Genomic DNA, 20981 nt, shown 5'->3' with positions numbered 1-20981 from the left:
CGGAGGGGTCCTTTGCCCGAAGACCGCCTTGTCGCGAACACCCCCCTCGCGGCACGACCTGAGAGCCCGCTTCCGCTTTGCCTTTCGACGCCCCCCAGGCCGGATCTGTGCCCACGCGCCGCTCCAGCCGACCCTCCGCAGCGCCTGCTCAGGCGACGCCGGAGGCTCCCGGGGCAGGCCGTGCGACCGCACGGCGGCAGGCGGCGAGCACCGCTCCCGAGCGTCCCGCGGTCGTGTGGGGTCGTCCGATCGAATCGCAGCGGCCGGCCGCTGCGGCCACCCCCGCGGTGAAGCCCGAGGCGACGTCGTACGTCGCCTCGACACCAGCGGCCGCAGCTCCGGCGACTCCCGTCGCTCCGGCTCCGGTGGCTCCGGCTCCGGTCGCGACGCCTGTCGAGCCGGTGGCCCCGGCGCCGTCGTCGGTCGAGCTTCCGGCCGCTTCCGGCGCCGTCATCGACGCCGTCGCGCCTCGCGCACGAGCCCGCTCCTCTGTCGCCGCCTCCGCCGCGCCCGCTGCCGAGCAGGTGAGCCGGCGCTCGCGCCGCTCCCAGACCGCCGAGCAGCCCGTGGCCGTCGTGCCGCCGATCGCCCCTGTCGCTCCCGCCGAGCCCGAACGTCCGGCCGCGGCGTTCGAGGCCGGACTGCCGACCCGCGAAGAGCCGGCACCGCTGCTTGACGCCGTCCTCGCTCCCGCCGAGCCGTTCGAGCTTCTCGAGCCCGTCGCGATCGCCGAGTCGCCGGCCTCCTCCACTGCCGTTGCGGCGCCCGCCTCGAGTGCCACGCCGGCTGAAGGCGCCTCCACGTGGATGGCCGACTCCTTCGCGAGCCTCCTCACCGCCGACGCCGCTGAGACGGTGGCCACGACGGCGGCCGAGGTCGAGGCCGCCGCGCCGCAGCCGACCCCGGCACCGGCGCCCGCCTCGAAGCTGGCCGAGCCGCAGATGACGGCCGCGCCCCGGGTCGCAGCGCCGTCGCAGACGGCGACCACGGCCCAGTCGGACGTCGACGCCGGTGCCTCGCAGCCCGCCGAGCCGCACGCATCGCGCGCGCGCACCGAGCGCCCTCGCACCGAGCGCATCGAGCCCCTGACCGGCCCGATCCCCGCGCCGGCAGCATCCGGAGTCGACGAGTTCGAAGCCGCATCCCGCCTGTTCGCCTTCACCGGCGAGACCCCCGTCCAGCAGCCCGCGCCGGAGGCACAGGCGGAGGCCGAGGCAGGGTCGACGCCGCACGCAGCACCCCGCCGTGCGCAGGCCCGTCGCGGCTCGGCCTTCAAGCGCGTGGCCACCGCCTCGTTCTCGATCGGCGTCTTCGGCATCGTCGGTCTCATGGCCGTCGGCATGACGACTCCGGCCGAAGCGGTCGCCGCCGTCAACGGCACGGAAGCCTCGCTCTCGGTTCTCGCCGTGGGCGACGACTCCGTGCCGCTCGTGGACGAGGCCGAGATCCAGGCATACGTCGCTCCCGGCGACGCGCAGAGCGACACGCTCCAGCGCACCGAGAACTACGCGACGACGACCACGGCGCAGCTCGCGTCGGAGGCGGGGATCAAGAACTTCTCGAACCTCTTCCACAACAACCCGAACTCGAACATCCAGTGGCCTTTCGCGGTCGGTGTCACGATGTCGTACGGGTTCGGCATGCGCTCCGGCCGCATGCACGAGGGCATCGACTTCACGCCCGGCAACGGTGCGCCCGTGCAGGCGATCGCCGACGGCACCGTGCGCGTCGCCTCGGAGGCGGGCGGCGCCTACGGCGTGCACGTCATCATCGACCACATCGTCGACGGGCAGCTGGTCTCGAGCCACTACGCGCACATGCAGTACGGCTCGCTCCAGGTCAGCCCCGGCCAGCACGTCACTGTCGGCACGGTCATCGGCCGCACCGGCAACACGGGCCGCTCGTACGGCGCCCACACGCACTTCGAGATCCTCGACAACGGCACCACCGCCATCGACCCGTGGCCGTGGCTTCAGAAGTACACCGACGGGACCCACACGGTGGGTTGAGTGGTTCGGAAGGGTGCCACGCCTCTGGTATCCTCTTCTAGTTGCCTGCTTGCAGGCAGCACGCCCCGATAGCTCAGTGGCAGAGCACTTCCATGGTAAGGAAGGGGTCGTCAGTTCAATCCTGACTCGGGGCTCGCGGCATCCATTTCGTGACCGTTGGATGCGTATGGCAGGGTAGCTCAGTTGGTGAGAGCGCACGACTCATAATCGTGAGGTCGCGGGTTCAAGCCCCGCTCCTGCTACAGATCGAAACCCCCGGAACTCCGGGGGTTTCGTCGTGTCAGACCTCCGGCGCAGGAGCTTGAGCACTTCGTCTTGCGTTCCCGAGCCTTCGGCGACGACGCATGTGAGGCTCGTCCTCGCCCACATTCCGGTCACGGACTCGAAGACCTGGTGTTGAAAGCCGCCGGCCGGCCAGCTGTACTGCCCAGGGGGAGTAACTGCCGAGACCCAGCCCACTTACGCCGGTCGTCAACGCGCTCGAAGCGCCCTTGACGCACGCATTGCCCAGGGGCCACCGGGCGTCGGCGCTACGCGCCCGACTTCTTCTGCGCCGCCAAAGCCGCCCCGATCAACCCACCCGCAGATGCCAGCAGCGCGAGAGCTCCAGTGATCACGGCGATCTCAACGGCCATCGGCAACGCCAACGCCACCGACAGGACGCACAGAACAACGGCGAGACCCGCGACACACGCCGCAAGAGCGCCGACCGACTTCGTCTCCATGCTCGAACTCTACCGAGCGAACGCGACACCCATCGCACGTCAGACGCCGGAGCCAGGCGGGCTGCACCGAACCCGCCCATCGCCGCCCGGCGATGGGTCGTTCACTGCGACAGCCTGCCTGGAAGGCGGACCGATCGCCGCAACGTCGAGAGCGGTGACAGCGGCAAGCGGAGGGCAATGATCCAACGCCAGCTCGGAGCGGCGGCCCGTTCAGCGTGCTGGCCCGAGGTCGACGACTGCACGGTCAGCCGTAAGAGCGTGTCCTACTCTCTGCCGTCCTCTAGGGGAATGAGCATGGTGCGGAACGGACCCGCGACGGCGTGGAGGTCCCAGATGCGATCGGCGACGTCGTCGATGCCATTGACAAGCTGAAGCTTGGGAATCGATCCCGGGATCACGAGTTGCGCGACTCGGACGCCCTCACCCTCGAGTGCGTCGTGGAGCATCTCACCGTAGGCGCTCTCGGCCGGGAACGCGACCGATGTGCCTGCGAAGTCGGCGCGTGCCTTCACCGATGTTCCGCCGTTGATCAGGATGATGCTGCCCTCTCCGGCCTCGCGCATTGCCGGCAGCACCGCACGCACTGCGTGGATGAGCCCGAGGGCCGAGAACTGCAATGCTTCCAGTGCCAGCTCCGGGGTCATCTCGAGGACCGGCTTCAGGTATTCGCGCGCCGGAAGGGGGCTGTACTGCAACGCGGTGATGGGTCCCAACTCCGCCGCGGCCCGTGCAAGGGCTTCCCCAAGCGCGGTCGGCACTCGAACGTCCGCGGCGTACCCACGGGCGATCACGCCTCCGGCGTTGAGCTCCGCAGCCATCGCGTCAAGCTTCGACTGGTTCCTCGAGATCAGGGCTATCGAGAAGCCTTCGCGCCCAAACCTTCGAGCAACGGCCGCTCCGAGTCCCGGTCCAGCTCCGATGATCGCGATAACAGGCACGGTAGATTCCTTCGATTCATGGGTCTTGTCTCGACCATAGCGCTGGCCAGAGTGGGCGACAGGCTATCGTCCTCACCGACAAAACCCCCCAATGGCCGACTGAGGATCCGCGGGTCAGAAGCCGTCCCGCAGCGCGCGGGACGATGCTTCCGCGCCGCGTAACGGGGACGTCGTGGGATGGACCGTCGCCCGTGTTCGCCGGCCCTCCCCACGACCGTTGAACGTACGATCAGCAGATGGATGACGAAGACGTCTCGGAGCTGGTTGACGGCGCAGCTCCAGCGCCGGTGAAGATCGCTCGCCTGTGGTGGGTGGTGTCGGCGGCCGGCGCGTTGCTGCTTGTCGTTCTGCTCGGTGCGGTGATCTTCTATCGCCAGGCGGACAAGCCGTTCGGTTTCGAGGTGGAGTGGATGGGAGAACTGGTCGAGGCTCGCGCGCCGGTGTTCACGGTCCCCGCGCTGGCCTTGAATTGGATCGGCGGGGGCATCAGCGGGGTCGCGATCGTTCCGCTGGTCATCATCGCCGGGCTGCTCATCTGGCGACGGCCGTGGGCGGCGCTCTATTTCGTCTGTGCCTCGATCGCGAGCGCGCTGGTGGTCCTCGTCATAAAGAACCTCGTGGGTCGTCCGCGTCCGACGGATATCCTCGTCGCGGCCGACGTCGGCTCGTTCCCGTCCGGCCACAGCGCGAATGCAGCGCTCATCGCCACAACGCTGGGAATCATCTTCTGGCGGACCTGGGTATGGATCGTGGGAGCCGCCTACACACTTCTGATGATGCTGAGCCGCACCTACCTCGGAGCGCATTGGATATCCGACACGGTTGGAGGGATGCTGGTCGGAGTCGGTCTTGCGGTGATCATCTGGGCCCCGTTTGCGTTTGTGCTCTATCGCGAGCGCCGCAAACCACATCCGCCGATTTGGGTGAAGGTTGCACCCTCCGCGGCGGCGATCGCTCAGCCTGGAGAGGGCTCACACTGACCAGCGGCCGCGAGGCGCCGGTTGTGCAGGGGAACGACAGCAAGGCCGGGCATCAGCGCAAAAGCGATGACGGCAACTGACCAGTACCCATTCGAGCTCGACCGAACCGGGACGTGCAATCGTCGATGAAGACAACTGATCAGCGGCAAGAAATCCCTGACCGTCGCCGGCGAACGGATAGCTGTGAGTGCGCGGTGCAAGTGAGCGTCCATGCCGGCGTGCTCTGCGAGCGGGGCCGGCCGGGATTCCGACCGGCCCCGGCAAGTCAGAGGCTCGCGAGGATCTCCTCCATGGTGGCGATCTCGGCGGTCTGCGAGGTGATGATGTTCTGCGCGAGCGCGAGCACATCGGCGTTCTGTCCGTTGTCGACTTCGTTCTGCGCCATCTCGATCGCGCCCTGATGGTGCTCGATCATCTGCTCGAGGAACAGACGGGATGCCTCATCGCCGGTGGCGCCCTCGAGGGCTTGCATGTCGGCAGGGGACATCATGCCGTCGCCCATCCCGCCCATGTCACCCATTCCGGTGCCCCAGTCATCGAGCCACGACTCCATCTGCTCGATCTCGGGCCCCTGAGCGGCCTTGATCTGCTCGGCGAGGGCGGTCACCTGCTCGTCTATGTCGTCCTTGGCGAGGATCACGTCGGACATCTCGATGGCCTGCCGGTGGTGGGGGATCATCATCATCGTGAACTGGATGTCGGTCTGGTTGACGTCGGCAGCCGATGCGGATGCGCCCATTCCGGGCATGTCGTCGTGCATGCCGCCATTGCTGGTGGTGTTGGCGCAGCCGGCCAGGGCGATCAGGGCGGTCAGCGTGATTGCGGCAACTGCCGCGGCACGGATCTTCATTTGAGTTCTCCTCAGTCGTTGGGTGGCGTGCACGATCCGAGTGATCGCGCGCGAAAGCTCTGCTGACCTGCGAAGGGTCAGCGAGGGCGTATCACGTGCGACTGATGCAGAGAACGAGAAGAGACGGTGGTTTCGAGAGCGGTGTCACCCAGGACAGCGGGGAGGGGCCGGCGCGGCGTAGCGCCGCTGTCCGGGTGATGCCAAGTCGTGGCAACAGGAGCAACAGCGAGACCACCAGAAAGGCGAGGACGCAAGTCAATGCCAGCATGCTCGTGTGACCGCCGCAGTCGCTGCAATGCTCCTCCGTCGCCGGTTGGGTGGTGCCGTGATCGGTGGCATTCGCGTCATGGACGGACACCACCGCCGTCGGTTCCGCGGGCGCAGTGTGGCTGTTCAAGGAGTGCATCGCGAGCAGCCCAACGATGATCGCAGCGGTGACACCGATGAGCAGCAAGACGGAACGGCGCAGCCCGCCTGGGCTGCGGCGCAGGTGATGCGCGAGGGCGATCATCGACATGTCACCTCCTCCGGTCCAGGCTAAATCGTCGACGCAGATGACGTGAAGCTGGTCTGTATCGCTGATGCCTGCTGCGGTGCCATCTGGGCTTCACACGACGGCGACGGCCGGTGCGGGCGGCCGGAAGCCGAGCACGAGATCGACGGGCACGACCACGCCAGGCGCCACGCGCAGCCTGGATTCGTGCGAGTGACCTCGCTGCGCAACCCCGGCATCCGGGCCGCCCTGGTGGCGGCGCTGCTGTTCGGTGCGGGCACGCCGATCGCGAAGCCAGCACTCGACATCGGGCACGGTCGTGCGTGAGGAGACGCGCGAGCAGAGATGAATCGCGATCGCGGCAGACGAAGGTAGAGGGTGAGTGAGTTCGGGCTCGTCTGCCGCGGTCGGCACGCTGTGCAGGTCCGTCGACGGCCTCTCGCCCGCGCCGACGTCGCGGGTGCCGCTGTGCCGCCTGACCCGAGTCCGGAATGCACATTCCGCGGCGGGAGAGAACCCCCTGTCCCCGGGCAGGGTGGACTCGCTACGCTTCGGCCGTGACCAAGAAGAGCGCCAAGAAGTCGTCCGTGAAACGTCTGAACAAGCGGCTGTACAAGGCGGAGCTGGAGCGGCTGCAGACCGAGCTGGTGGAGATGCAGCAGTGGGTCGCTTCGTCAGGGAACCGCGTGCTCGTCCTCTTCGAGGGTCGCGACGCAGCGGGCAAGGGCGGGGCCATCAAACGTGTGATGGAGTACCTGAACCCGCGGCACGCGCGCGTGGTCGCGTTGCCGAAGCCCTCCAAGAAGGAGCGCGGGCAGTGGTACTTCCAGCGCTACATCGAGCGCCTGCCCACCGCGGGGGAGATCGTGCTGATGGATCGCTCCTGGTACAACAGGGCCGGGGTCGAGCGTGTCCTGGGGTACTGCACCGAGGAGAAGTACCAGGAGTTCCTGCGCCAGGCTCCGGTCGTGGAGCATCTGCTCATCGAAGACGGGATCATCCTGATCAAGTACTGGTTCTCCGTCTCTGACGACGAACAGCAGGCGCGCTTTGCTTCCAGAGTCGGTGATCCGATGCGTCGATGGAAGCTGTCGCCGACAGACCTCGAGTCGATTCTTCGCTGGGAGGACTATTCGCGTGCGAAGGACGCGATGTTCGCTGCGACGGATACCAAGGAATCGCCGTGGTGGACCGTCGAGAGCGACGACAAGAGGAGTGCTCGGCTGAACGTGATCAGCCACCTGCTCAGCGCCATTCCCCACGGGCGGCTCGAGCTCGACGAAGTATCGATCCCCGATCGGCCGGATGGCGACGGCTACGAGCGACCGCCCGCAGACCAGTTCAACTATGTCCCTGACATCGCCGCCGACCTCAGTGCCGCCAAGTCGAAGAAGGCCGCCTGAGATGCGGGCTGCGATCGTCTGGAACCCGTCCAAGATCGAACGCGACACCCTCGAAGCGGAACTCGCGCAAGCCAGGGGGGAGGCCCCGATCGAGGACGTGCGGTGGTGGGAGACAACGGAGGAGGATCCCGGCCAGGGTGCTGCCGAGGCGGCCCTCGCGGCGGGTGCGGAGGTGCTGATCGTCGCCGGTGGCGATGGCACGGTCCGGGCAGTCGCCGAGCATCTCGCGAGCACATCAGCCGACGCCGAGATGGCGATCATCCCGCTCGGCACCGGCAACCTCTTCGCGCGCAACCTCGATATCCCCATCAACGACCTCGCGGCGGCGTTGGAGCTCGCTCTGGCGGGTGAAGCTCGACCGATCGACGTCGGCTGGGTCGAGATCGAGCGCGAGGGGGGCCCTGAACGGCACGCGTTCGTCGTCATGGTGGGTTTCGGGTTGGACGCCCACATGCTCGCCGAGACCGACGACGATCTCAAAGACAAAGCGGGATGGCTCGCGTACGTCGAGTCGCTCGGACGAGCATGGTCGGCCAGCGACGTCATCCCGTTCACCATCACCACGGATGACGGGGCGGCGCAGGACCGGGAAGGTCATACTGTCCTGGTCGCCAATTGCGGCACGCTCCAGGGCGGCATGCGGCTTGTCCCGGACGCAGACCCGTCAGATGGCGAGCTGGACTATCTCGTGCTGAGCGCGGAAGGGCTGGCGCAGTGGCTGGGGACGCTGAAGACGATGGTGTGGGACAACGGGCTGAAGAGACTCATCCACACGTCCGACGAACCGACCAGCACCGACTCGACCGAGCACGGTCGCGCTCGCAAGGTTGCCATCGCACTTCCTGATGCGCACGCGTTCGAGATCGACGGCGAGGAGGCCGGCGACGCTCGCGCGTTCACGGTGACGATCCAGCCATCCGCCCTCCGCGTGCGATCGCTGATCACCGATACCCGCTAGTGTCGATGGGCGCTGCGGGGTCCGCGGCGGATCGCGAGAGAGGGCACCATGTCATCGACGTTCCGGATCGAAGGACTGCCCGAACTCGAGTGGACGCATTCCGCGTCCACGGCGCGGTACGACGAACAGGCCCGTGCCCTCGAGCTGACCTCTGCCGCCGGCGTCGACTGGACGAACGATGCGACGGGAGCACCGCCGCAGCACGAGGCATCCAGTCTCTCCTTCGTCGCCCCGGCTTCGCCCTTCACCCTGCAGGCGCGTGTCGAGGTGGTCGGCGAACGCACGACGTTCGACGCCGGCGCCCTGACGATCTGGCGCGACAGCGATCACTGGGCGAAGCTCTGCTTCGAGTTCTCACCGCAGGGCGAGGCGATGGTCGTCAGCGTGGTCACGCGCGGCCTGTCGGATGATGTGAACTCCGCCGTCGTCACGGACCGGGCGGTGTGGCTGCGGATCGCTTTCCTGGGCGGGGATGCGTGGGCGTTCCACGCCTCTCAGGACGGCGTCCGGTGGGACTTCGTCCGGCTGTTCTCGCTGGTCGACGGCGCCGCGCCGGTTCGGGTGGGTTTCATGGTCCAGGCACCGCTCGGGGATGCCTGCACCGCGGTGTTCGGCCAGATCGGTCTGCGTGCGACCCTCTTGTCAGATCTGCGCGACGGATCGTAGACGGATGCTGCGCCTATGAGTGGGCGCGAGTGCCGCCGCGTCGCGCGGCCAGGTACTCCGCGGGCATGCCGGGCCCGATGCGGATCGCCACCTCGTCCGCCGGCACGGAGCCGCACGCGTCGCAGGTCGCGGTGGCGTGGATCGCGCTGTCGCACACCGAGTGGCGGTAGAGGATCGGCGGATCGATCGGCGACGCCCACTCGTCGCCCCACTCCGTGAGGGCGATGAGGGAGACGGCCAGCGCCCGGCCCTTCGGCGTGAGCACGTAGTCGGCGGCGCCGTCCCGCTGCATGATGCCGGCGGCCACGAACGCCTCCAGTCGCGAGGTGAGGACGTTCGTCGCGATGCCCAGGTTGTGCTGGAAGTCGCCGAATCGCGTCACACGCGCGAACAGGGCGTCGCGGATGATGAGCAGGCTCCAGCGTTCTCCGACCATCTCGAGGGAGCGTGCGATCGAGCACACCTGGGTGTCGTACGTCCTGCCGAGCATGGCTCGAATCTATCACTTGCGTGATGCAAGTTGCGGCACTATGGTCGCTTGCATCACGCAAGTCATCGATCCGATCGGATCGCGAGCAAAGGAGCAGGAAGCATGACCGCGAGCTTCACCACGACGATCACCGTGAACGCCTCGGCGCAGGACGCGTTCGACGCGATCAACGACGTCTCGGGCTGGTGGGGCCGGACCACCGGTTCGACCACAGCGGTGGGGGGCGAGTTCGTCTACGTGGTCCCAGGCCTGCACTACAGCGGATTCCGGGTCACCGAGCTGGTGCCGGGCCGCCGCGTGGCGTGGCTGGTCACCGGCAGCCACCTCGACTTCGTCGCCGACAAGCAGGAGTGGAACGGCACGACCGTCCGGTTCGACATCCTCGAGGGGGAGGGCGGCACCCGCGTCGTCTTCACCCACGACGGGCTCACCGCCGACGACGACTGCTACGACATCTGCACCAACGCGTGGGGGATGTTCGTGAACGGCAGCCTCAAGGCGCGCATCGAGACGGGCGAAGGCGCGCCGTACGTCTTCGGTGGCGACGAGGAGCTGACCGCTGAAGACCACGATGAACTGCACAGTCAGGTCGCCGCCGCCAGCGAGCGTGTCGGGGGTGCCGCTTAGAGTGCGCCCATGCCGGAGCGGGTGGAACTGTGGTGGGCGAGACGCCAGTTCTCGAAGGGCGTCGACGTACCGTACCCGGTGGGCACCTACCGGACGCAGTGGGCGGCGTATCCCGCGCTCATCCGGCAGTACCATCCCGATCTGAACGCGGGCATCACCCTCACCCAGGTGCCGCCTGCCGCTGATGTGCTGCTGCTGTGGCAGTGCGAGGCAGGGCACACGTTCGCCGCGACTCCGTCGGAGCAGCGCGAGCGGCCCGGTCGCGAGCGGCGCCGCTCGGCGTGGTGCCCGGAGTGCTCCGCAGTGGCCAAGCCGCCTCGCATCGTCGCCCGATCTCCCACCGCGGAGCGCGCGCCGCGCCGCAAGCCTCTGCGGACACTGTGCGCCAAGACGCCGGATCTGCCGGTGGGGGAGCCGTTCGTGAGCGTGTGCGCGCCGAAGCCGGCGTCGGCGGTCGAGGCGCGGATGCGTGCCGATGTCTTCGCGATGCTGGCGGTCACGCCGGGGTTCACCGCGATCCGGACGCCGCGGCCCTTCTTCGATCACCTCGAGGTGTGGCCCGACATCCTCCTCCCTGAGCTCCGGGTCGCGCTCGAATACGACACCGTAGGCAAGCACGGGCTGGAGCATGTCGGCAAGCGCGAGGAGGCCGACCGGCGCAAGGACCGGGCTGTGCGCGCCGCGGGGTGGGAGGTGGTCCGCGCGCGCACGGGCAAGCTGGAGCGGCTCGGTCCGCACGACGTCGTGATGTCGGCGTGGACCACGCGCAGCCGGGAGGCGCTCCTCGACGCTCTGCGCGGTATCCGGGGCGCGCTCTTCGTCGATGCGTACCTGAGGTGAGTCCGCGCGTGCGGCGCGCGCGTGTCGGAGGTCGTCGCTACGGTGGTGGGCGGAGGGGACATGAAGACGAAGAGACTCGCCCGCACCGCGTCGCGTCTGCCGCGCCGAGGCCACGTTCTGGTGACCGTGTCGGTGGTCGACGAGAACGGATTCACCTCCCAGTACGAGACCGTCGAGGTGCCGGTCGGGGCGCTGCGCGACGGCGTCGCGGCGATCCATCTCGCAGCGGTGGATGCTGCCGCTGAGGCCGACAGCCGAAGCGCGTAGGCCGAACGAATCCACTGTTGCGCCGGGGCTTCTTGCGTCCTAGAATCGAACATAGATTCGACGAAGGAGGAGCATCATGCGGATGGTGGCACGTGAAGATGTTCAGGTCTGGTGCGAGCACGGGCGGCCGGTGCGACTCGTCGTCGATCATGAGCGGTGGCGCATCATCGACACCCCGACGCGCAGTGACGGCGGCCGGCTCTTCCAGAGCTGGCGGTTCACGGCGCGCAGTGATGTCGACCACCGCACGCGCGTGATGGACGTCGAAGAGGTCGACGGCCACTGGATGCTCGTCGCCGCGTGGGAGTGAGCGGGGGTCCGCGACAAGCCGGCCGGCTGTCGAAAGCGAGAAGATCCGGCGAACTTCACTCGTCTGCCTGAGTCAACCCCCTTGAAACCTGAATCGCTCGTCAGGTAACGTCCCGCAGGGCGGTTCCCCCCGAGCCGCTTCCGCGCTCTACAAGGAGGTACCAGCGCATGGCATCACCCCAGACACCCCCGGCCTCGATGAAGCAGTCGAGCCTGCGCCGGGTCGTCACGGCTTCGATGGCGGGCACCGTCGTCGAGTGGTACGAGTTCTTCCTCTACGCCACCGCCGCGACGCTCGTCTTCAACAAGATCATGTTCCCGCCGTCGGACGACCCGTACGCCCCCATCATCGCGGCGTTCGTCACGTACGCGGTCGGCTTCGTCGCGCGGCCGCTCGGCGGCATCGTGTTCGGCCACTTCGGCGACAAGTACGGGCGCAAGAAGCTGCTGCAGTTCGCGATCATCCTCGTCGGCGTGGCGACCTTCCTGATGGGGTGCCTCCCCACCTTCGACATGGTCGGCTACTGGGCGCCCGCGCTCCTGGTTGCGCTGCGCTTCGCGCAGGGCTTCGCCGTCGGCGGCGAATGGGGCGGGGCGGTGCTGCTCGTCGCGGAGCACTCGCCCAACAAGACGCGCGGCTTCTGGGCATCGTGGCCGCAGGCCGCCGTGCCGATCGGAAACCTGGTCGCGACCGTCGTCCTGCTCGTGCTCAGCCGCACGCTCACCGAGGAGCAGTTCCTGTCGTGGGGCTGGCGCATCGGCTTCTGGCTGTCCGTCGTGATCGTCGCGATCGGCTACTACGTCCGCACGCGGGTGACCGACGCGCCGATCTTCCTCGAGGTTCAGAAGGAGGTCGAGCAGTCCAAGGCACTGCGCTTCGGTGTGCTCGAGGTGATCAAGCGGTACCCGCGCGGGGTGCTGACGGCGATGGGCCTCCGCTTCGCGGAGAACATCATGTACTACCTGGTCGTGACGTTCTCGATCACGTACCTGGCGGTGGCGCTCAAGGTCGACACGGCCGAGATCCTCGGCCTCCTGGTCATCGCGCACATCGTGCACATGATCGTCATCCCGCTCATCGGCGGGCTGACCGACAGGATCGGCCGCAAGCCGGTGTACCTCATCGGCACGCTCGGTGCAGCGGCCTGGGGCTTCGTCGCCTTCCCGATGTTCGACACGCGCAACCCGGTGATCATCGTCGCCGCGATCTGCCTCGGCCTGTTCATCCACGCGTTCATGTACGCGCCGCAGCCCGCGATCATGTCGGAGATGTTCCCGACGCGCATGCGGTACTCCGGCGTCTCGCTGGGTTACCAGGTGACGTCGATCGTCGCCGGTTCGCTGGCGCCGATCATCGCGACCGCGCTCCTGGCCAGCACCGGCTCGTACGTCCCGGTCGCCGTCTACCTCGCGATCGCGGCAGCTGTCACGCTCGTCGCGGTCATCTCCATGCGCGAGACGAGGGCGTCGTCGCTGCACGAGCTCGACCGTCTCGACGAGGAGAAGCTGGCGGCCGAGAAGGAGTCGGTCGGCGCCTGAGGCCCACCCGGACCGCCTCGCCGCGCTGCGGCGGGGCGGTCCGCCGTTCCGCCACACGGCGGCGAGGCGTGGGTCGCCTACGCGCCTTGCGGAGTGCGGCGCATGCCCGGCACAGTCTGCGGGCGCAGCACCATCGCGGTCGTGATCCCGAGGAGCACGATGCCGATCGACTCGACGATCACGGTCTGGGGCACGAGGGTGAAGTCCCAGGTCTCGTGGATTCCGAACAACCCCACCGTGAGGGCGAGGACGAGCGCCCCGAGCGTGGCGATGAGGAACAGCAGGCTCAGCACGGTCACGAGCTGCAGGAGCCGATCGCGCAGGAGCAGCATCCCCGCCGCCAGGACGAGCCCGGCCACGGCGTTCAGGATGAACATCACCCCCAGCAGGCCCCCGACGCCGTTCAGAGCAAGATAGAAATGGATGCCGCCCGTGGCGAGGAGGGCGATCGCGCTGAGGATGCGCATGGTCCAGAGCGCCCGCCCGCTGGATTCGGTCATGGTCCTACCTGCTCTCTTCCGGAGGCGAGGTCGACGCCTTCTCGAGGGAAACGAGCGGGGCGCCGGCGAGGTTCAAACGCGCGAGCCAGAGCACATCGCGTCCGAAGGACTCGAGCACCAGCAGCAGCGCTCCGACCGCGACGAGGACATTCACCGGGGGCGGCAGCAGCTGGGACGCGACGACGGCGAGCGCGACGCCGCAGGCGGCCGTGACGACCTTGCGCCAGTATCGCGGCGGCAGCGTCTGCCTCATCCACGGAAGCAGGAACCCCGCGACCACGAACGCGTACCTGAGCAGGCCGATCGTGAGCACCCACCAGCCCACGTATCGCACGTCGTACACGCACAGCACCAGCAGCAGGAACGCGTCGACCTCCATGTCGAAGCGCGCACCCAGCTCGCTCTCGCTCCGGGTGCGTCGGGCCACGTAGCCGTCGACGCCGTCGAGGGCGAGCGCCACGGCGACGAGCCCGACGAGCAGGGCCGTCGTCACCTCGCCCGCGAAGGAAGCCACCACGAGGGCGGTCACGAGTCCCACGAGCACGGACCGCGTCGCGGTGACCGCGTTCGCGGGCCCGAAGCGCTCGACTCCGCCGCGACGGATGCCCCGCATCAGGAGTGCCGTCGACACGACGAGGTATCCGACGCCCACGGCCCACGCCGCCGCGGGCAGCCGCACCGTCGTCCCGGTCGCCGCCAACCCGGCGATTCCGGCCGCGACCCACCACCAGGGCACCCACTGAACTTTTCCCATGCGCGCTCCGTGTACTCCTCATGGCGGTCACGGGGAACACGAGACAGGGACCCGCTGAGGTTCACCGCGAGATTCCGGATGCTGCGACCGCCTGGTGGACGGTCGGCGCCGGGCGGGGCGAGTTCCGCCGCGAGCGGATGCCCGACATCTCAGACGGCGAAGCGTCGGTGCGCACGCTCTTCACCGGCGTCAGCCGCGGCACGGAGGCTCTCGTCGCCCGCGGCGAGGTGCCGACGTCGGAGCGCGAGCGCATGCGCGCCCCCTTCCAGGCCGGAGAGTTCCCCTTCCCGGTGAAGTACGGGTACCTCAACGTCGGGACGGTCCAACATGGACCGGACGCGCTTCAGGGCCGCACCGTGTTCTCGCTGTTCCCGCACCAGTCGCACTTCGTCGTTCCCGAGGAGGCGCTCCATCCCGTGCCGGATGCCGTCCCGCCGCGCCGAGCGGTGCTCGCCGGCGCAGTGGAGACCGCGGTCAACGTGCTGTGGGATGCCGCCCCGGTCGTCGGCGACCGCGTGGTCGTCGTCGGCGCGGGCATGATCGGGTGCGCGATCGCGCGCGTGGCGCGCAGCATCCCGGGTTCCGAGGTCACCCTCGTCGATGTCGACCCGGCGCGCGCGGCGACCGCCGAGGCGCTCGGCGTCGGCTTCGCCCTCGCGACGGAGGAGATCGCGCCGGCTGACGTCGTGATCGAAGCCAGCGGCGCGGGCGCCGGACTGCAGCTCGCGCTCGGCATCGCGCCCACGGACGGAGAGGTGATCGTCGCCAGCTGGTATGGCAGCCGCCCGGTGTCGCTGGAGCTCGGCGCGGACTTCCACTCCCGCCGCATCGCCCTCCGGCCGAGTCAGGTCGGTGCGATCGCCGCGCGCCGGAGAGGTTCCCGCACGACGCGCAACCGTCTTGCGCTGGCGTTGCGACTGCTGGAGGATCCTGCGTTCGACGAGCTTCTGTCGGGGGCCTCGACGTGGCGGCAGCTGCCGGAGGTCACCGCTGCACTCGCCGACGGCACCGCCGGCGAACTCTGCCACACGATCGATTGGACTGCCGAATGAGCTTCAGCGTCACCGTCCGCGACCACATCATGATCGCGCACAGCCTGCGCGGCGACGTCTTCGGCCCCGCGCAGCAGCTGCACGGCGCGACGTTCCTCGTCGACGCGACCTTCCGTGCCGACGAGCTCGACGGGCATGGTGTCGTCGTCGACATCGGTCGCGCGAGCGAGGTGCTCCGCTCCATCGCAAGTGCGCTGACCTACCGCAACCTCGACGAAGAGCCCGACCTGCAGGGGATGAACACCACGACCGAGCGGTTGTGCCAGATCATCGGCGATCGTCTCGCCGCGCGGGTGAAGGAGGGCGGCGTCGGCGAGGCGAACCTGAGCGGGATCGTCGTGACGCTGCACGAATCGCACGTCGCGTGGGCCTCCTACGAGGTGATGCTGTGACGGATGCTCCGTCCCTCCGCTTCGTCGTCCCTGCCGGGATCGACGACCCCCGACGTGTGAGCGGCGGCAACGTCTACGACCGGCACATCCGCGATGGACTCCGCCACCGCGGCTGGGACGTGGACGTGTGCGAGGCGGCTGACGCGGGGGTCGCAGCATCCGTCCTCCGTGGCGCGCCCGACGGGTCGCGGGTGCTCGTCGACGGACTCGTGGCGGGATGGGCGCCGGCCGCGATGGAGGAGGCGGCGGGGCGGGTGCGACTGACGGTGCTCGCCCACATGGTGACGGCGGCCTTCGCGGATGCCACGGATGCCGCGATCGACGCCGAACGCCGGGCCCTCGCGTCGGCGCACGACGTGCTCGTCACGAGCGAGTGGACAGCGGACGAGCTCGCCCGACGAGGACTCGCGGATTCGGCTCGCACGCTCGTGGCCGTTCCGGGAGCCCGCCAGGCGGAGCCGCCGACGCCGTCCGGGGAGGGCGAGCTGCTGTGCATCGGGGTGATCGCCCCGCACAAGGGGCAGGACACGCTGCTCGCCGCGCTCGCCCGGCTGAGCGCCGACGACTGGACCTGCACGATCGTGGGGTCCGGCGAGGTGTTCCCGGAGTTCGCGGCGGGGATCGCCCGACAGGCCCACGCTCTCGGGGGCAGGGTGCGGCTCTCCGGCGTGCTCGACGAACGATCTCTCGCGGACGAGTACCGGCACTGCGCGCTGCTGATCGCCCCTTCCCGCGTCGAAAGCTCCGGGATGGCGATCGCCGATGCGCGGGCCCGGGGGATCCCGGTGCTGGGCGCCGACGCCGGAGGCATTCCCGACGCGCTCGCCGGCGGGGGAGGCCTGCTCGTGCGACCCGGCGACCCGGCCGCGCTCGCCGCGGCGCTGGAGACCTGGCTCTCCGACCCGTCACTGCGGGCGCGCCTGCGCCGCGAGGCGCTCGCCGCGCGCGCGACCCTGCCGACGTGGCGTGACACCGTGAGCCGCGTGGCCGCGGCATTGGAGGCGGCATGACCGCGATCTCGACGGCGACGGCCGGGTGGCTCGCGCTGCGGGCGCCGGCTGACGACGACGCGCGCTCCTCCGATCTCGCCCACGACCTGGCGCGGCTGATCGCGCCCGGCTCTGAGTCGGCGCCGGTCGTGCTGCACGACCTCGGCGCGGGCACCGGTTCGATGACGCGGTGGCTCGCTCCGCGACTGCCAGGACCTCAGAAGTGGGTGCTCCGCGACGGCGACGCCGACATCGTCGAGCACCTCGACCTGCGCACGGTCCTCGACGCGGCCGACTGTCCCATCACCTCGGACGTGGTCGTGGAGCACCTGGCCTCGCTGCCGCTGGACGCCTTCCGCGGTGCGGCGGCGGTGACGGCATCCGCTCTCCTCGATGTACTCACCGAAGCGGAGGCCGCCCACGTCGTCGCCGCCTGCGTCGCCGCAGGTACGCCGGCGCTGTTCAGCCTCTCGGTGACCGGCTCGGCGCGGCTTCGCCCCGCCGAGCGGCCCGACGCGCTCGAGCGCGCCATCGAGTCCGCCTTCAACGACCACCAGCGTCGGGACGCGTCGGGGCGACGGATGCTGGGACCCGACGCGGTGCCCGTGGTCGCCGGCCTCTTCGCCGACGCCGGCTGGATCGTGCGCACGGCGGCGACGCCATGGCGCCTCGCGCATCGCGAGACGGCGCTCATCGGCGAATGGCTGGACGGCTGGATCGCCGCCGCGCTCGAGCAGCGTCCCGAACTCGCGTCCGCCGCAGGCGAGTACCGCGAGCGCCGTCTGGCGCAGGCCGCGGGCGCGCGCCTGCGCGTGACCGTCTCGCACGAGGACCTGCTGGCATGGCCGCGCTGAGCGGCATCCCCCCGCGCGTGCGGTCGTTGCTGCGGATCGCCGCGGCGCTGGCCGTCGTGGCCGGGACGATCGGCGTTGTGGGCGTCGGGCCCTTCCTGCAGGGGCTGGCGTCGATCTCGCCGGCGACGATCCTGGTCGCCGTGGCGCTCGCCGCCGTCGCCACGGCGGCCGCGGCCTGGCGCTGGCGGATCGTCTCGGCAGGCTTCGGGCTCCCGCTCCCGTGGACCGAGGCGTTCACGTCGTACTACCGCTCGCAGTTCCTGAACACGGTGCTGCCAGGAGGGGTGGTCGGCGACGTGCATCGCGCCTACGTCCACGGTCAGCACCACGAGCGTGTCGACCTCGCCGCTCGCACCGTCGCGGCCGAACGGGTCGCGGGCCAGCTCGTCCAGGTCGTGCTCACGCTCGCGATCCTGCTGCCGCTGGGGCTGGCGTCGCCGCTGGCGCCGCTCGCATGGATCAGCGGTGCGATCGTCGTGCTCGCGATCGCATTCGTGGGAGTGGTCGCGGCGACCCGCCGCGGACGCGCCGCTCTGCTGCGGGAGTACCGGATGCTGCGCCCCGTCCTGACGCGGCCGGCCGCGCTGTGCGCGATCGCGGCCGCATCGATCGTGGTGGTCGCGGCGCACGCCGCCACCTTCGTGGTCGCGGGGCTTGCGGCGGGGGTGCACGCCGGCGCGGACGAGCTCGCCGTCGTGGCGCTGATCGTGCTCGGCGCCGCCGCGATCCCCGTCAGCATCGGCGGCTGGGGGCCGCGCGAGGCGGTCGCCGCCTCGGCGTTCGCTCTCGCGGGACTCGGCGCGGGAGCGGGTGTCGCGGTGTCGACCGCGTTCGGCGTGCTCACCGTGGTCGCCGTCCTGCCGGGCGCGCTCGCGCTGGTCGCCGACCGCTTCCGATCGGTGCCTGCGAGGAGCATCATCGTGAAGAGGAGATCCGCATGAGCGAGCGCCCGTACGTCACCCTCAGCTGCGCGATGTCGATCGACGGTTATCTCGACAGTGCCGAGCCGCACCGACTCGCGATGTCGAACGCCGCCGACCTCGACCGCGTCGACGACGTGCGCGCTCTTCACGACGCGATCATGGTCGGCGCATCGACCGTGCGACGCGACAACCCCCGACTGCTGGTGAGGGATGCCGCGCGCCGCGCGCGACGGCGGGCTGCGGGGCGTCAGGAGTCCCCGGCGAAGGTGACGGTCACCGCGAGCGGCGACCTGTCGGCCGACGCCGCGTTCTTCACGACGGGCGAGGGGCCCCGCATCGTCTACTGCCCGCGCGAGCGCGCGGCGGAGCTCTCCGCCCGGCTCGGCCATCGCGCGGTCGTTGTCGGGATCGGCGACGAATGCGTCACGATGGACGCTCTGCTCGACGACCTCGGAGCCCACCACGGGGTACGCAGCCTCATGGTCGAGGGCGGCGGCACGGTGCTGACCCAGTTCCTCGGCGCCGACCTCGTGGACGAGCTGCACCTGGTGGTCGCACCGTTCTTCGTGGGCGAGACCGCAGCCCCGCGGGTGGTCGGCCCCGCCGCCTATCCGTGGACGGCCTCGCGCCGCGCGCACCTCGCCGACACCCGCCAGATCGGCGACGTCGTCCTGCTGCGCTACGCGCTGTCCGACCGCTTCGGCATGCTCGACCCTGATCCAGAGCCGACAGGAGCCGGACGCATCGCCGTCGAACGCCCGTGAGCACGATGTCCGGCCAGCGGGTCGCCCCGGTCTGGCGCAGACGGCTCGCCCTCGCGGGTGCGATCGCCGCCCTCGTCGTCCTTCCCCTCATCCCGGGGGCTCTCGCGACCGGGTCGGTCGTCGACCTCGTCCGCATCCCGGTCGAATCGATCGTGGTGCTGCTGGTCCTGACGCTGATTCCGTGGCGGATGCTGCGCCTCGCCGTAGCGACCGCCTTCGCCGTGTTCGTGGCCGTCGCCGTCCTCCTGGCGAGCATCGATCGCGGCTACGAGGCGGCGCTCGGCATCCATTTCGTTCCCCTCGACTGGCTGCAGCTGGGAGACGCGTACGGGGTCGTCGCCTCGGCGATCGGGCCAGGTCCGGCCAGCGCCGTGTTCACCGCGGCCGTCGCCGTGATCGTGGCCGTGGGGATCGCCGCGGGCTGGGGTGCGCTCCGCGTGGACGCTGCGCTGAGACGTCGAGGCGATGGCGGACGCAGCGCTCTCGCCACCGTCACCGTGGCCTGGATCGTGATGGCGGCGGTGGCGCCGCCCCTGAGGATCCAGGACCCGGTCGCGGCTGCGGCATCCGCCGCATCCGTCGGCTCCGCGGTGTCGCGTACCGTGTCGGCGCTCGAGACCAGGGCACGGGTCGCCCGCGACGTCGTCGAGGATCCGTTCGCCACGCTGCCTGCGGCGGACCTGCTGACCTCACTGCAGGGCAAGGACGTGCTGTTCGTGTTCGTCGAGAGCTATGGGCGCGTCGCACTCGAGGGCGACCGCATCTCGGAGGGGGTGAACGACGTCCTGCGCCGTGGCGACGAGACGCTCGGGGCCCACGGGTACGCGACGCGGAGCGCCTGGCTGACCTCGCCCACGTACGGCGGCGTGAGCTGGCTGGCGCACTCGACCCTTCAGACGGGGGTGTGGGTCGACTCCCAGGCGGTGTACGACCTGGTGGTGCGGACCGACCGGCTGACCCTCAGCGCGGCGTTCGGCCGCGCGGGCTGGCGCACCGTCAGCGACGTGCCGTCGAACCGGCACCCGTGGGACGTCGGTACGTCGTTCTACCACTACGACACGCTGCTCGACGCGACGAACGTCGACTACCGCGGCCCTTCGTTCGGATACGCGCGCGTCCCCGACCAGTACACGCTCAAGCACTTCGCCGACCGGGTGCTCGCTGCTTCGGACCGACCCGTCATGGCGGAGCTCGACCTGGTGTCGTCCCACACGCCGTGGGCGCCGCTTCCCGAGCTCGTGCCGTGGGGCGAGGTGGGGGACGGCTCGATCTACGACGACCAGCCTGCACGCAGTCAGCAGGCGAGCGAGGTCTGGAAGGACCCGCGTACGGTCCAGCGCTACTACGGGAGGTCCGTCGAGTACACGCTCGGGTCGATGCTGTCGTTCCTCGAGAACGTCGACGATCCGAACCTGGTCGTGGTCATGCTCGGCGACCACCAGCCGGCCGCGATCGTCAGCGGCGATGGCGCCACTCGCGACGTGCCCATCAGTGTCATCGCGAAGGACCCTGCGGTCCTCGACGCGATCACGGACTGGAACTGGACTCCCGGACTGCGCCCGTCGGACGCGTCGCCGGTGTGGCGCATGGATGCGTTCCGCGACCGCTTCTTCGCGGCATACGGCTCGGCCGGGTAACACCCTGTGCGCGCGCGTCGCG

24 protein-coding genes and 2 tRNA genes are annotated in these 20981 nt (G+C 69.6%); 19 read left to right on the top strand and 7 right to left on the bottom strand.

Translation table 11 applies throughout. The annotated features are described in order from the left end of the window. Positions 1-107: 107 nt before the first annotated feature. From J2Y46_RS17660 to J2Y46_RS17650, 3 genes are all read left to right on the top strand, one after another. Positions 108-2009, top strand: a complete 1902-nt coding sequence (locus J2Y46_RS17660; RefSeq protein WP_310244045.1) for a peptidoglycan DD-metalloendopeptidase family protein — start codon at positions 108-110, stop codon at positions 2007-2009. A gap of 62 nt (positions 2010-2071) precedes the next feature. Then, positions 2072-2143 (top strand) — tRNA-Thr (locus J2Y46_RS17655). 34 nt (positions 2144-2177) lie between these two features. Further along, a tRNA-Met gene (locus J2Y46_RS17650) sits at positions 2178-2251 on the top strand. A gap of 288 nt (positions 2252-2539) precedes the next feature. Here the strand turns inward: J2Y46_RS17650 and J2Y46_RS17645 are convergent. Together J2Y46_RS17645 and J2Y46_RS17640 are read right to left on the bottom strand one after the other, a co-directional pair. Next, complete coding sequence (locus tag J2Y46_RS17645; RefSeq protein WP_310244041.1) at positions 2540-2734, bottom strand: hypothetical protein; 195 nt, start codon at positions 2732-2734, stop codon at positions 2540-2542. Between the two features lie 263 nt (positions 2735-2997). Next, positions 2998-3672 carry an SDR family NAD(P)-dependent oxidoreductase gene (locus tag J2Y46_RS17640; protein ID WP_310244038.1) on the bottom strand — a complete coding sequence of 225 codons (675 nt, stop codon included), beginning with the start codon at positions 3670-3672 and terminating at the stop codon, positions 2998-3000. 236 nt (positions 3673-3908) lie between these two features. Between J2Y46_RS17640 and J2Y46_RS17635 the strand changes: the two genes are divergently transcribed. Beyond that, positions 3909-4652: a phosphatase PAP2 family protein gene (locus J2Y46_RS17635; protein ID WP_310244035.1), complete on the top strand. Its 744-nt coding sequence runs from the start codon at positions 3909-3911 to the stop codon at positions 4650-4652. A 265-nt stretch (positions 4653-4917) separates the two neighbouring features. Here the strand turns inward: J2Y46_RS17635 and J2Y46_RS17630 are convergent, their stop codons facing one another. Continuing rightward, positions 4918-5502, bottom strand: coding sequence for a DUF305 domain-containing protein (locus tag J2Y46_RS17630; protein ID WP_310244032.1), 585 nt, complete (start codon positions 5500-5502; stop codon positions 4918-4920). Between the two features lie 91 nt (positions 5503-5593). Then, positions 5594-6019: a DUF6153 family protein gene (locus J2Y46_RS17625; RefSeq protein ID WP_052676843.1), complete on the bottom strand. Its 426-nt coding sequence runs from the start codon at positions 6017-6019 to the stop codon at positions 5594-5596. 533 nt (positions 6020-6552) lie between these two features. Between J2Y46_RS17625 and ppk2 the strand changes: the two genes are divergently transcribed. Genes ppk2 through J2Y46_RS17610 form a run of 3 tightly spaced genes read left to right on the top strand, consistent with a single transcriptional unit; the run spans position 6553 to position 9022 of the window. After that, the gene (gene ppk2, locus J2Y46_RS17620) at positions 6553-7398 is read left to right on the top strand and encodes a polyphosphate kinase 2 (protein ID WP_045300459.1); all 846 of its coding nucleotides are present in this window, start codon (positions 6553-6555) and stop codon (positions 7396-7398) included. A gap of 1 nt (position 7399) precedes the next feature. Beyond that, positions 7400-8356 (top strand): diacylglycerol kinase family protein, encoded by a 957-nt coding sequence (locus J2Y46_RS17615; protein ID WP_045300457.1) that lies wholly within the window; start codon positions 7400-7402, stop codon positions 8354-8356. 48 nt (positions 8357-8404) lie between these two features. Further along, positions 8405-9022 carry a DUF1349 domain-containing protein gene (locus tag J2Y46_RS17610; protein WP_310244027.1) on the top strand — a complete coding sequence of 206 codons (618 nt, stop codon included), beginning with the start codon at positions 8405-8407 and terminating at the stop codon, positions 9020-9022. 13 nt (positions 9023-9035) lie between these two features. Here J2Y46_RS17610 and J2Y46_RS17605 read toward each other — a convergent pair whose 3' ends face one another. Continuing rightward, positions 9036-9512 carry a helix-turn-helix domain-containing protein gene (locus J2Y46_RS17605; protein ID WP_310244022.1) on the bottom strand — a complete coding sequence of 159 codons (477 nt, stop codon included), beginning with the start codon at positions 9510-9512 and terminating at the stop codon, positions 9036-9038. Between the two features lie 102 nt (positions 9513-9614). On the opposite strand from J2Y46_RS17605, the gene J2Y46_RS17600 reads away from it, so the two are divergent. From J2Y46_RS17600 to J2Y46_RS17580, 5 genes are all read left to right on the top strand, one after another. Beyond that, positions 9615-10139 carry an SRPBCC domain-containing protein gene (locus J2Y46_RS17600; RefSeq protein WP_310244019.1) on the top strand — a complete coding sequence of 175 codons (525 nt, stop codon included), beginning with the start codon at positions 9615-9617 and terminating at the stop codon, positions 10137-10139. Positions 10140-10148: 9 nt separating this feature from the next. Next, the gene (locus J2Y46_RS17595) at positions 10149-10979 is read left to right on the top strand and encodes a zinc-ribbon domain-containing protein (RefSeq protein WP_310244017.1); all 831 of its coding nucleotides are present in this window, start codon (positions 10149-10151) and stop codon (positions 10977-10979) included. Positions 10980-11039: 60 nt separating this feature from the next. Further along, positions 11040-11246, top strand: a complete 207-nt coding sequence (locus J2Y46_RS17590; protein WP_310244012.1) for a hypothetical protein — start codon at positions 11040-11042, stop codon at positions 11244-11246. An 82-nt stretch (positions 11247-11328) separates the two neighbouring features. After that, a complete protein-coding gene (locus J2Y46_RS17585) occupies positions 11329-11556 on the top strand; it encodes a hypothetical protein (protein WP_157005585.1) in 228 nt (75 codons plus the stop codon). 167 nt (positions 11557-11723) lie between these two features. Beyond that, a complete protein-coding gene (locus J2Y46_RS17580) occupies positions 11724-13094 on the top strand; it encodes an MFS transporter (protein WP_045300445.1) in 1371 nt (456 codons plus the stop codon). A 77-nt stretch (positions 13095-13171) separates the two neighbouring features. Here J2Y46_RS17580 and J2Y46_RS17575 read toward each other — a convergent pair whose 3' ends face one another. Both J2Y46_RS17575 and J2Y46_RS17570 read right to left on the bottom strand, forming a co-directional pair. Continuing rightward, positions 13172-13594, bottom strand: coding sequence for a hypothetical protein (locus J2Y46_RS17575; RefSeq protein WP_045300443.1), 423 nt, complete (start codon positions 13592-13594; stop codon positions 13172-13174). 4 nt (positions 13595-13598) lie between these two features. After that, the gene (locus J2Y46_RS17570; RefSeq protein ID WP_045300441.1) at positions 13599-14348 is read right to left on the bottom strand and encodes a CDP-alcohol phosphatidyltransferase family protein; all 750 of its coding nucleotides are present in this window, start codon (positions 14346-14348) and stop codon (positions 13599-13601) included. A gap of 20 nt (positions 14349-14368) precedes the next feature. Here J2Y46_RS17570 and J2Y46_RS17565 point away from each other — a divergent pair, with 20 nt between their 5' ends. From J2Y46_RS17565 to J2Y46_RS17535, 7 genes are read left to right on the top strand one after another with little or no spacing between them, the layout of a single operon-like run. Beyond that, positions 14369-15400 (top strand): zinc-binding alcohol dehydrogenase, encoded by a 1032-nt coding sequence (locus tag J2Y46_RS17565; protein WP_310244005.1) that lies wholly within the window; start codon positions 14369-14371, stop codon positions 15398-15400. Next, positions 15397-15792 (top strand): 6-carboxytetrahydropterin synthase, encoded by a 396-nt coding sequence (locus tag J2Y46_RS17560; protein WP_310244002.1) that lies wholly within the window; start codon positions 15397-15399, stop codon positions 15790-15792. The genes J2Y46_RS17565 and J2Y46_RS17560 overlap by 4 nt, the downstream gene beginning before the upstream one ends. Beyond that, positions 15789-16802, top strand: a complete 1014-nt coding sequence (locus J2Y46_RS17555; RefSeq protein ID WP_310244000.1) for a glycosyltransferase family 4 protein — start codon at positions 15789-15791, stop codon at positions 16800-16802. The genes J2Y46_RS17560 and J2Y46_RS17555 overlap by 4 nt, the downstream gene beginning before the upstream one ends. Beyond that, the gene (locus tag J2Y46_RS17550; RefSeq protein ID WP_310243996.1) at positions 16799-17635 is read left to right on the top strand and encodes an SAM-dependent methyltransferase; all 837 of its coding nucleotides are present in this window, start codon (positions 16799-16801) and stop codon (positions 17633-17635) included. The genes J2Y46_RS17555 and J2Y46_RS17550 overlap by 4 nt, the downstream gene beginning before the upstream one ends. Next, a complete protein-coding gene (locus J2Y46_RS17545) occupies positions 17623-18576 on the top strand; it encodes a lysylphosphatidylglycerol synthase transmembrane domain-containing protein (RefSeq protein WP_045300433.1) in 954 nt (317 codons plus the stop codon). Before J2Y46_RS17550 ends, J2Y46_RS17545 begins: the two co-directional genes overlap by 13 nt. After that, entirely contained in the window at positions 18573-19322 is a 750-nt protein-coding gene (locus tag J2Y46_RS17540) for a dihydrofolate reductase family protein (protein WP_310243993.1), read from the top strand. The genes J2Y46_RS17545 and J2Y46_RS17540 overlap by 4 nt, the downstream gene beginning before the upstream one ends. Beyond that, positions 19319-20959 carry a CDP-alcohol phosphatidyltransferase gene (locus J2Y46_RS17535; RefSeq protein ID WP_310243991.1) on the top strand — a complete coding sequence of 547 codons (1641 nt, stop codon included), beginning with the start codon at positions 19319-19321 and terminating at the stop codon, positions 20957-20959. The genes J2Y46_RS17540 and J2Y46_RS17535 overlap by 4 nt, the downstream gene beginning before the upstream one ends. Positions 20960-20981 lie beyond the last annotated feature (22 nt).

The organism is Microbacterium sp. BE35 (assembly GCF_031457705.1).
Lineage (GTDB): Bacteria > Actinomycetota > Actinomycetes > Actinomycetales > Microbacteriaceae > Microbacterium > Microbacterium trichothecenolyticum.
This window is presented reverse-complemented; position numbering and strand designations above follow the sequence as displayed.

Coding starts and splice junctions, on each gene's coding strand:
- J2Y46_RS17570 (WP_045300441.1), bottom strand. CDS start 14,348: ATGGGAAAAGTTCAGTGGGTGCCCTGGTGGTGGGTCGCGGCCGGAATC.
- J2Y46_RS17615 (WP_045300457.1), top strand. CDS start 7,400: ATGCGGGCTGCGATCGTCTGGAACCCGTCCAAGATCGAACGCGACACC.
- J2Y46_RS17590 (WP_310244012.1), top strand. CDS start 11,040: ATGAAGACGAAGAGACTCGCCCGCACCGCGTCGCGTCTGCCGCGCCGA.
- J2Y46_RS17540 (WP_310243993.1), top strand. CDS start 18,573: ATGAGCGAGCGCCCGTACGTCACCCTCAGCTGCGCGATGTCGATCGAC.
- J2Y46_RS17605 (WP_310244022.1), bottom strand. CDS start 9,512: ATGCTCGGCAGGACGTACGACACCCAGGTGTGCTCGATCGCACGCTCC.
- J2Y46_RS17610 (WP_310244027.1), top strand. CDS start 8,405: ATGTCATCGACGTTCCGGATCGAAGGACTGCCCGAACTCGAGTGGACG.
- J2Y46_RS17580 (WP_045300445.1), top strand. CDS start 11,724: ATGGCATCACCCCAGACACCCCCGGCCTCGATGAAGCAGTCGAGCCTG.
- J2Y46_RS17585 (WP_157005585.1), top strand. CDS start 11,329: ATGGTGGCACGTGAAGATGTTCAGGTCTGGTGCGAGCACGGGCGGCCG.
- J2Y46_RS17595 (WP_310244017.1), top strand. CDS start 10,149: ATGCCGGAGCGGGTGGAACTGTGGTGGGCGAGACGCCAGTTCTCGAAG.
- J2Y46_RS17565 (WP_310244005.1), top strand. CDS start 14,369: ATGGCGGTCACGGGGAACACGAGACAGGGACCCGCTGAGGTTCACCGC.
- J2Y46_RS17550 (WP_310243996.1), top strand. CDS start 16,799: ATGACCGCGATCTCGACGGCGACGGCCGGGTGGCTCGCGCTGCGGGCG.
- J2Y46_RS17630 (WP_310244032.1), bottom strand. CDS start 5,502: ATGAAGATCCGTGCCGCGGCAGTTGCCGCAATCACGCTGACCGCCCTG.
- J2Y46_RS17625 (WP_052676843.1), bottom strand. CDS start 6,019: ATGTCGATGATCGCCCTCGCGCATCACCTGCGCCGCAGCCCAGGCGGG.
- J2Y46_RS17575 (WP_045300443.1), bottom strand. CDS start 13,594: ATGACCGAATCCAGCGGGCGGGCGCTCTGGACCATGCGCATCCTCAGC.
- J2Y46_RS17635 (WP_310244035.1), top strand. CDS start 3,909: ATGGATGACGAAGACGTCTCGGAGCTGGTTGACGGCGCAGCTCCAGCG.
- J2Y46_RS17645 (WP_310244041.1), bottom strand. CDS start 2,734: ATGGAGACGAAGTCGGTCGGCGCTCTTGCGGCGTGTGTCGCGGGTCTC.
- J2Y46_RS17545 (WP_045300433.1), top strand. CDS start 17,623: ATGGCCGCGCTGAGCGGCATCCCCCCGCGCGTGCGGTCGTTGCTGCGG.
- J2Y46_RS17560 (WP_310244002.1), top strand. CDS start 15,397: ATGAGCTTCAGCGTCACCGTCCGCGACCACATCATGATCGCGCACAGC.
- J2Y46_RS17600 (WP_310244019.1), top strand. CDS start 9,615: ATGACCGCGAGCTTCACCACGACGATCACCGTGAACGCCTCGGCGCAG.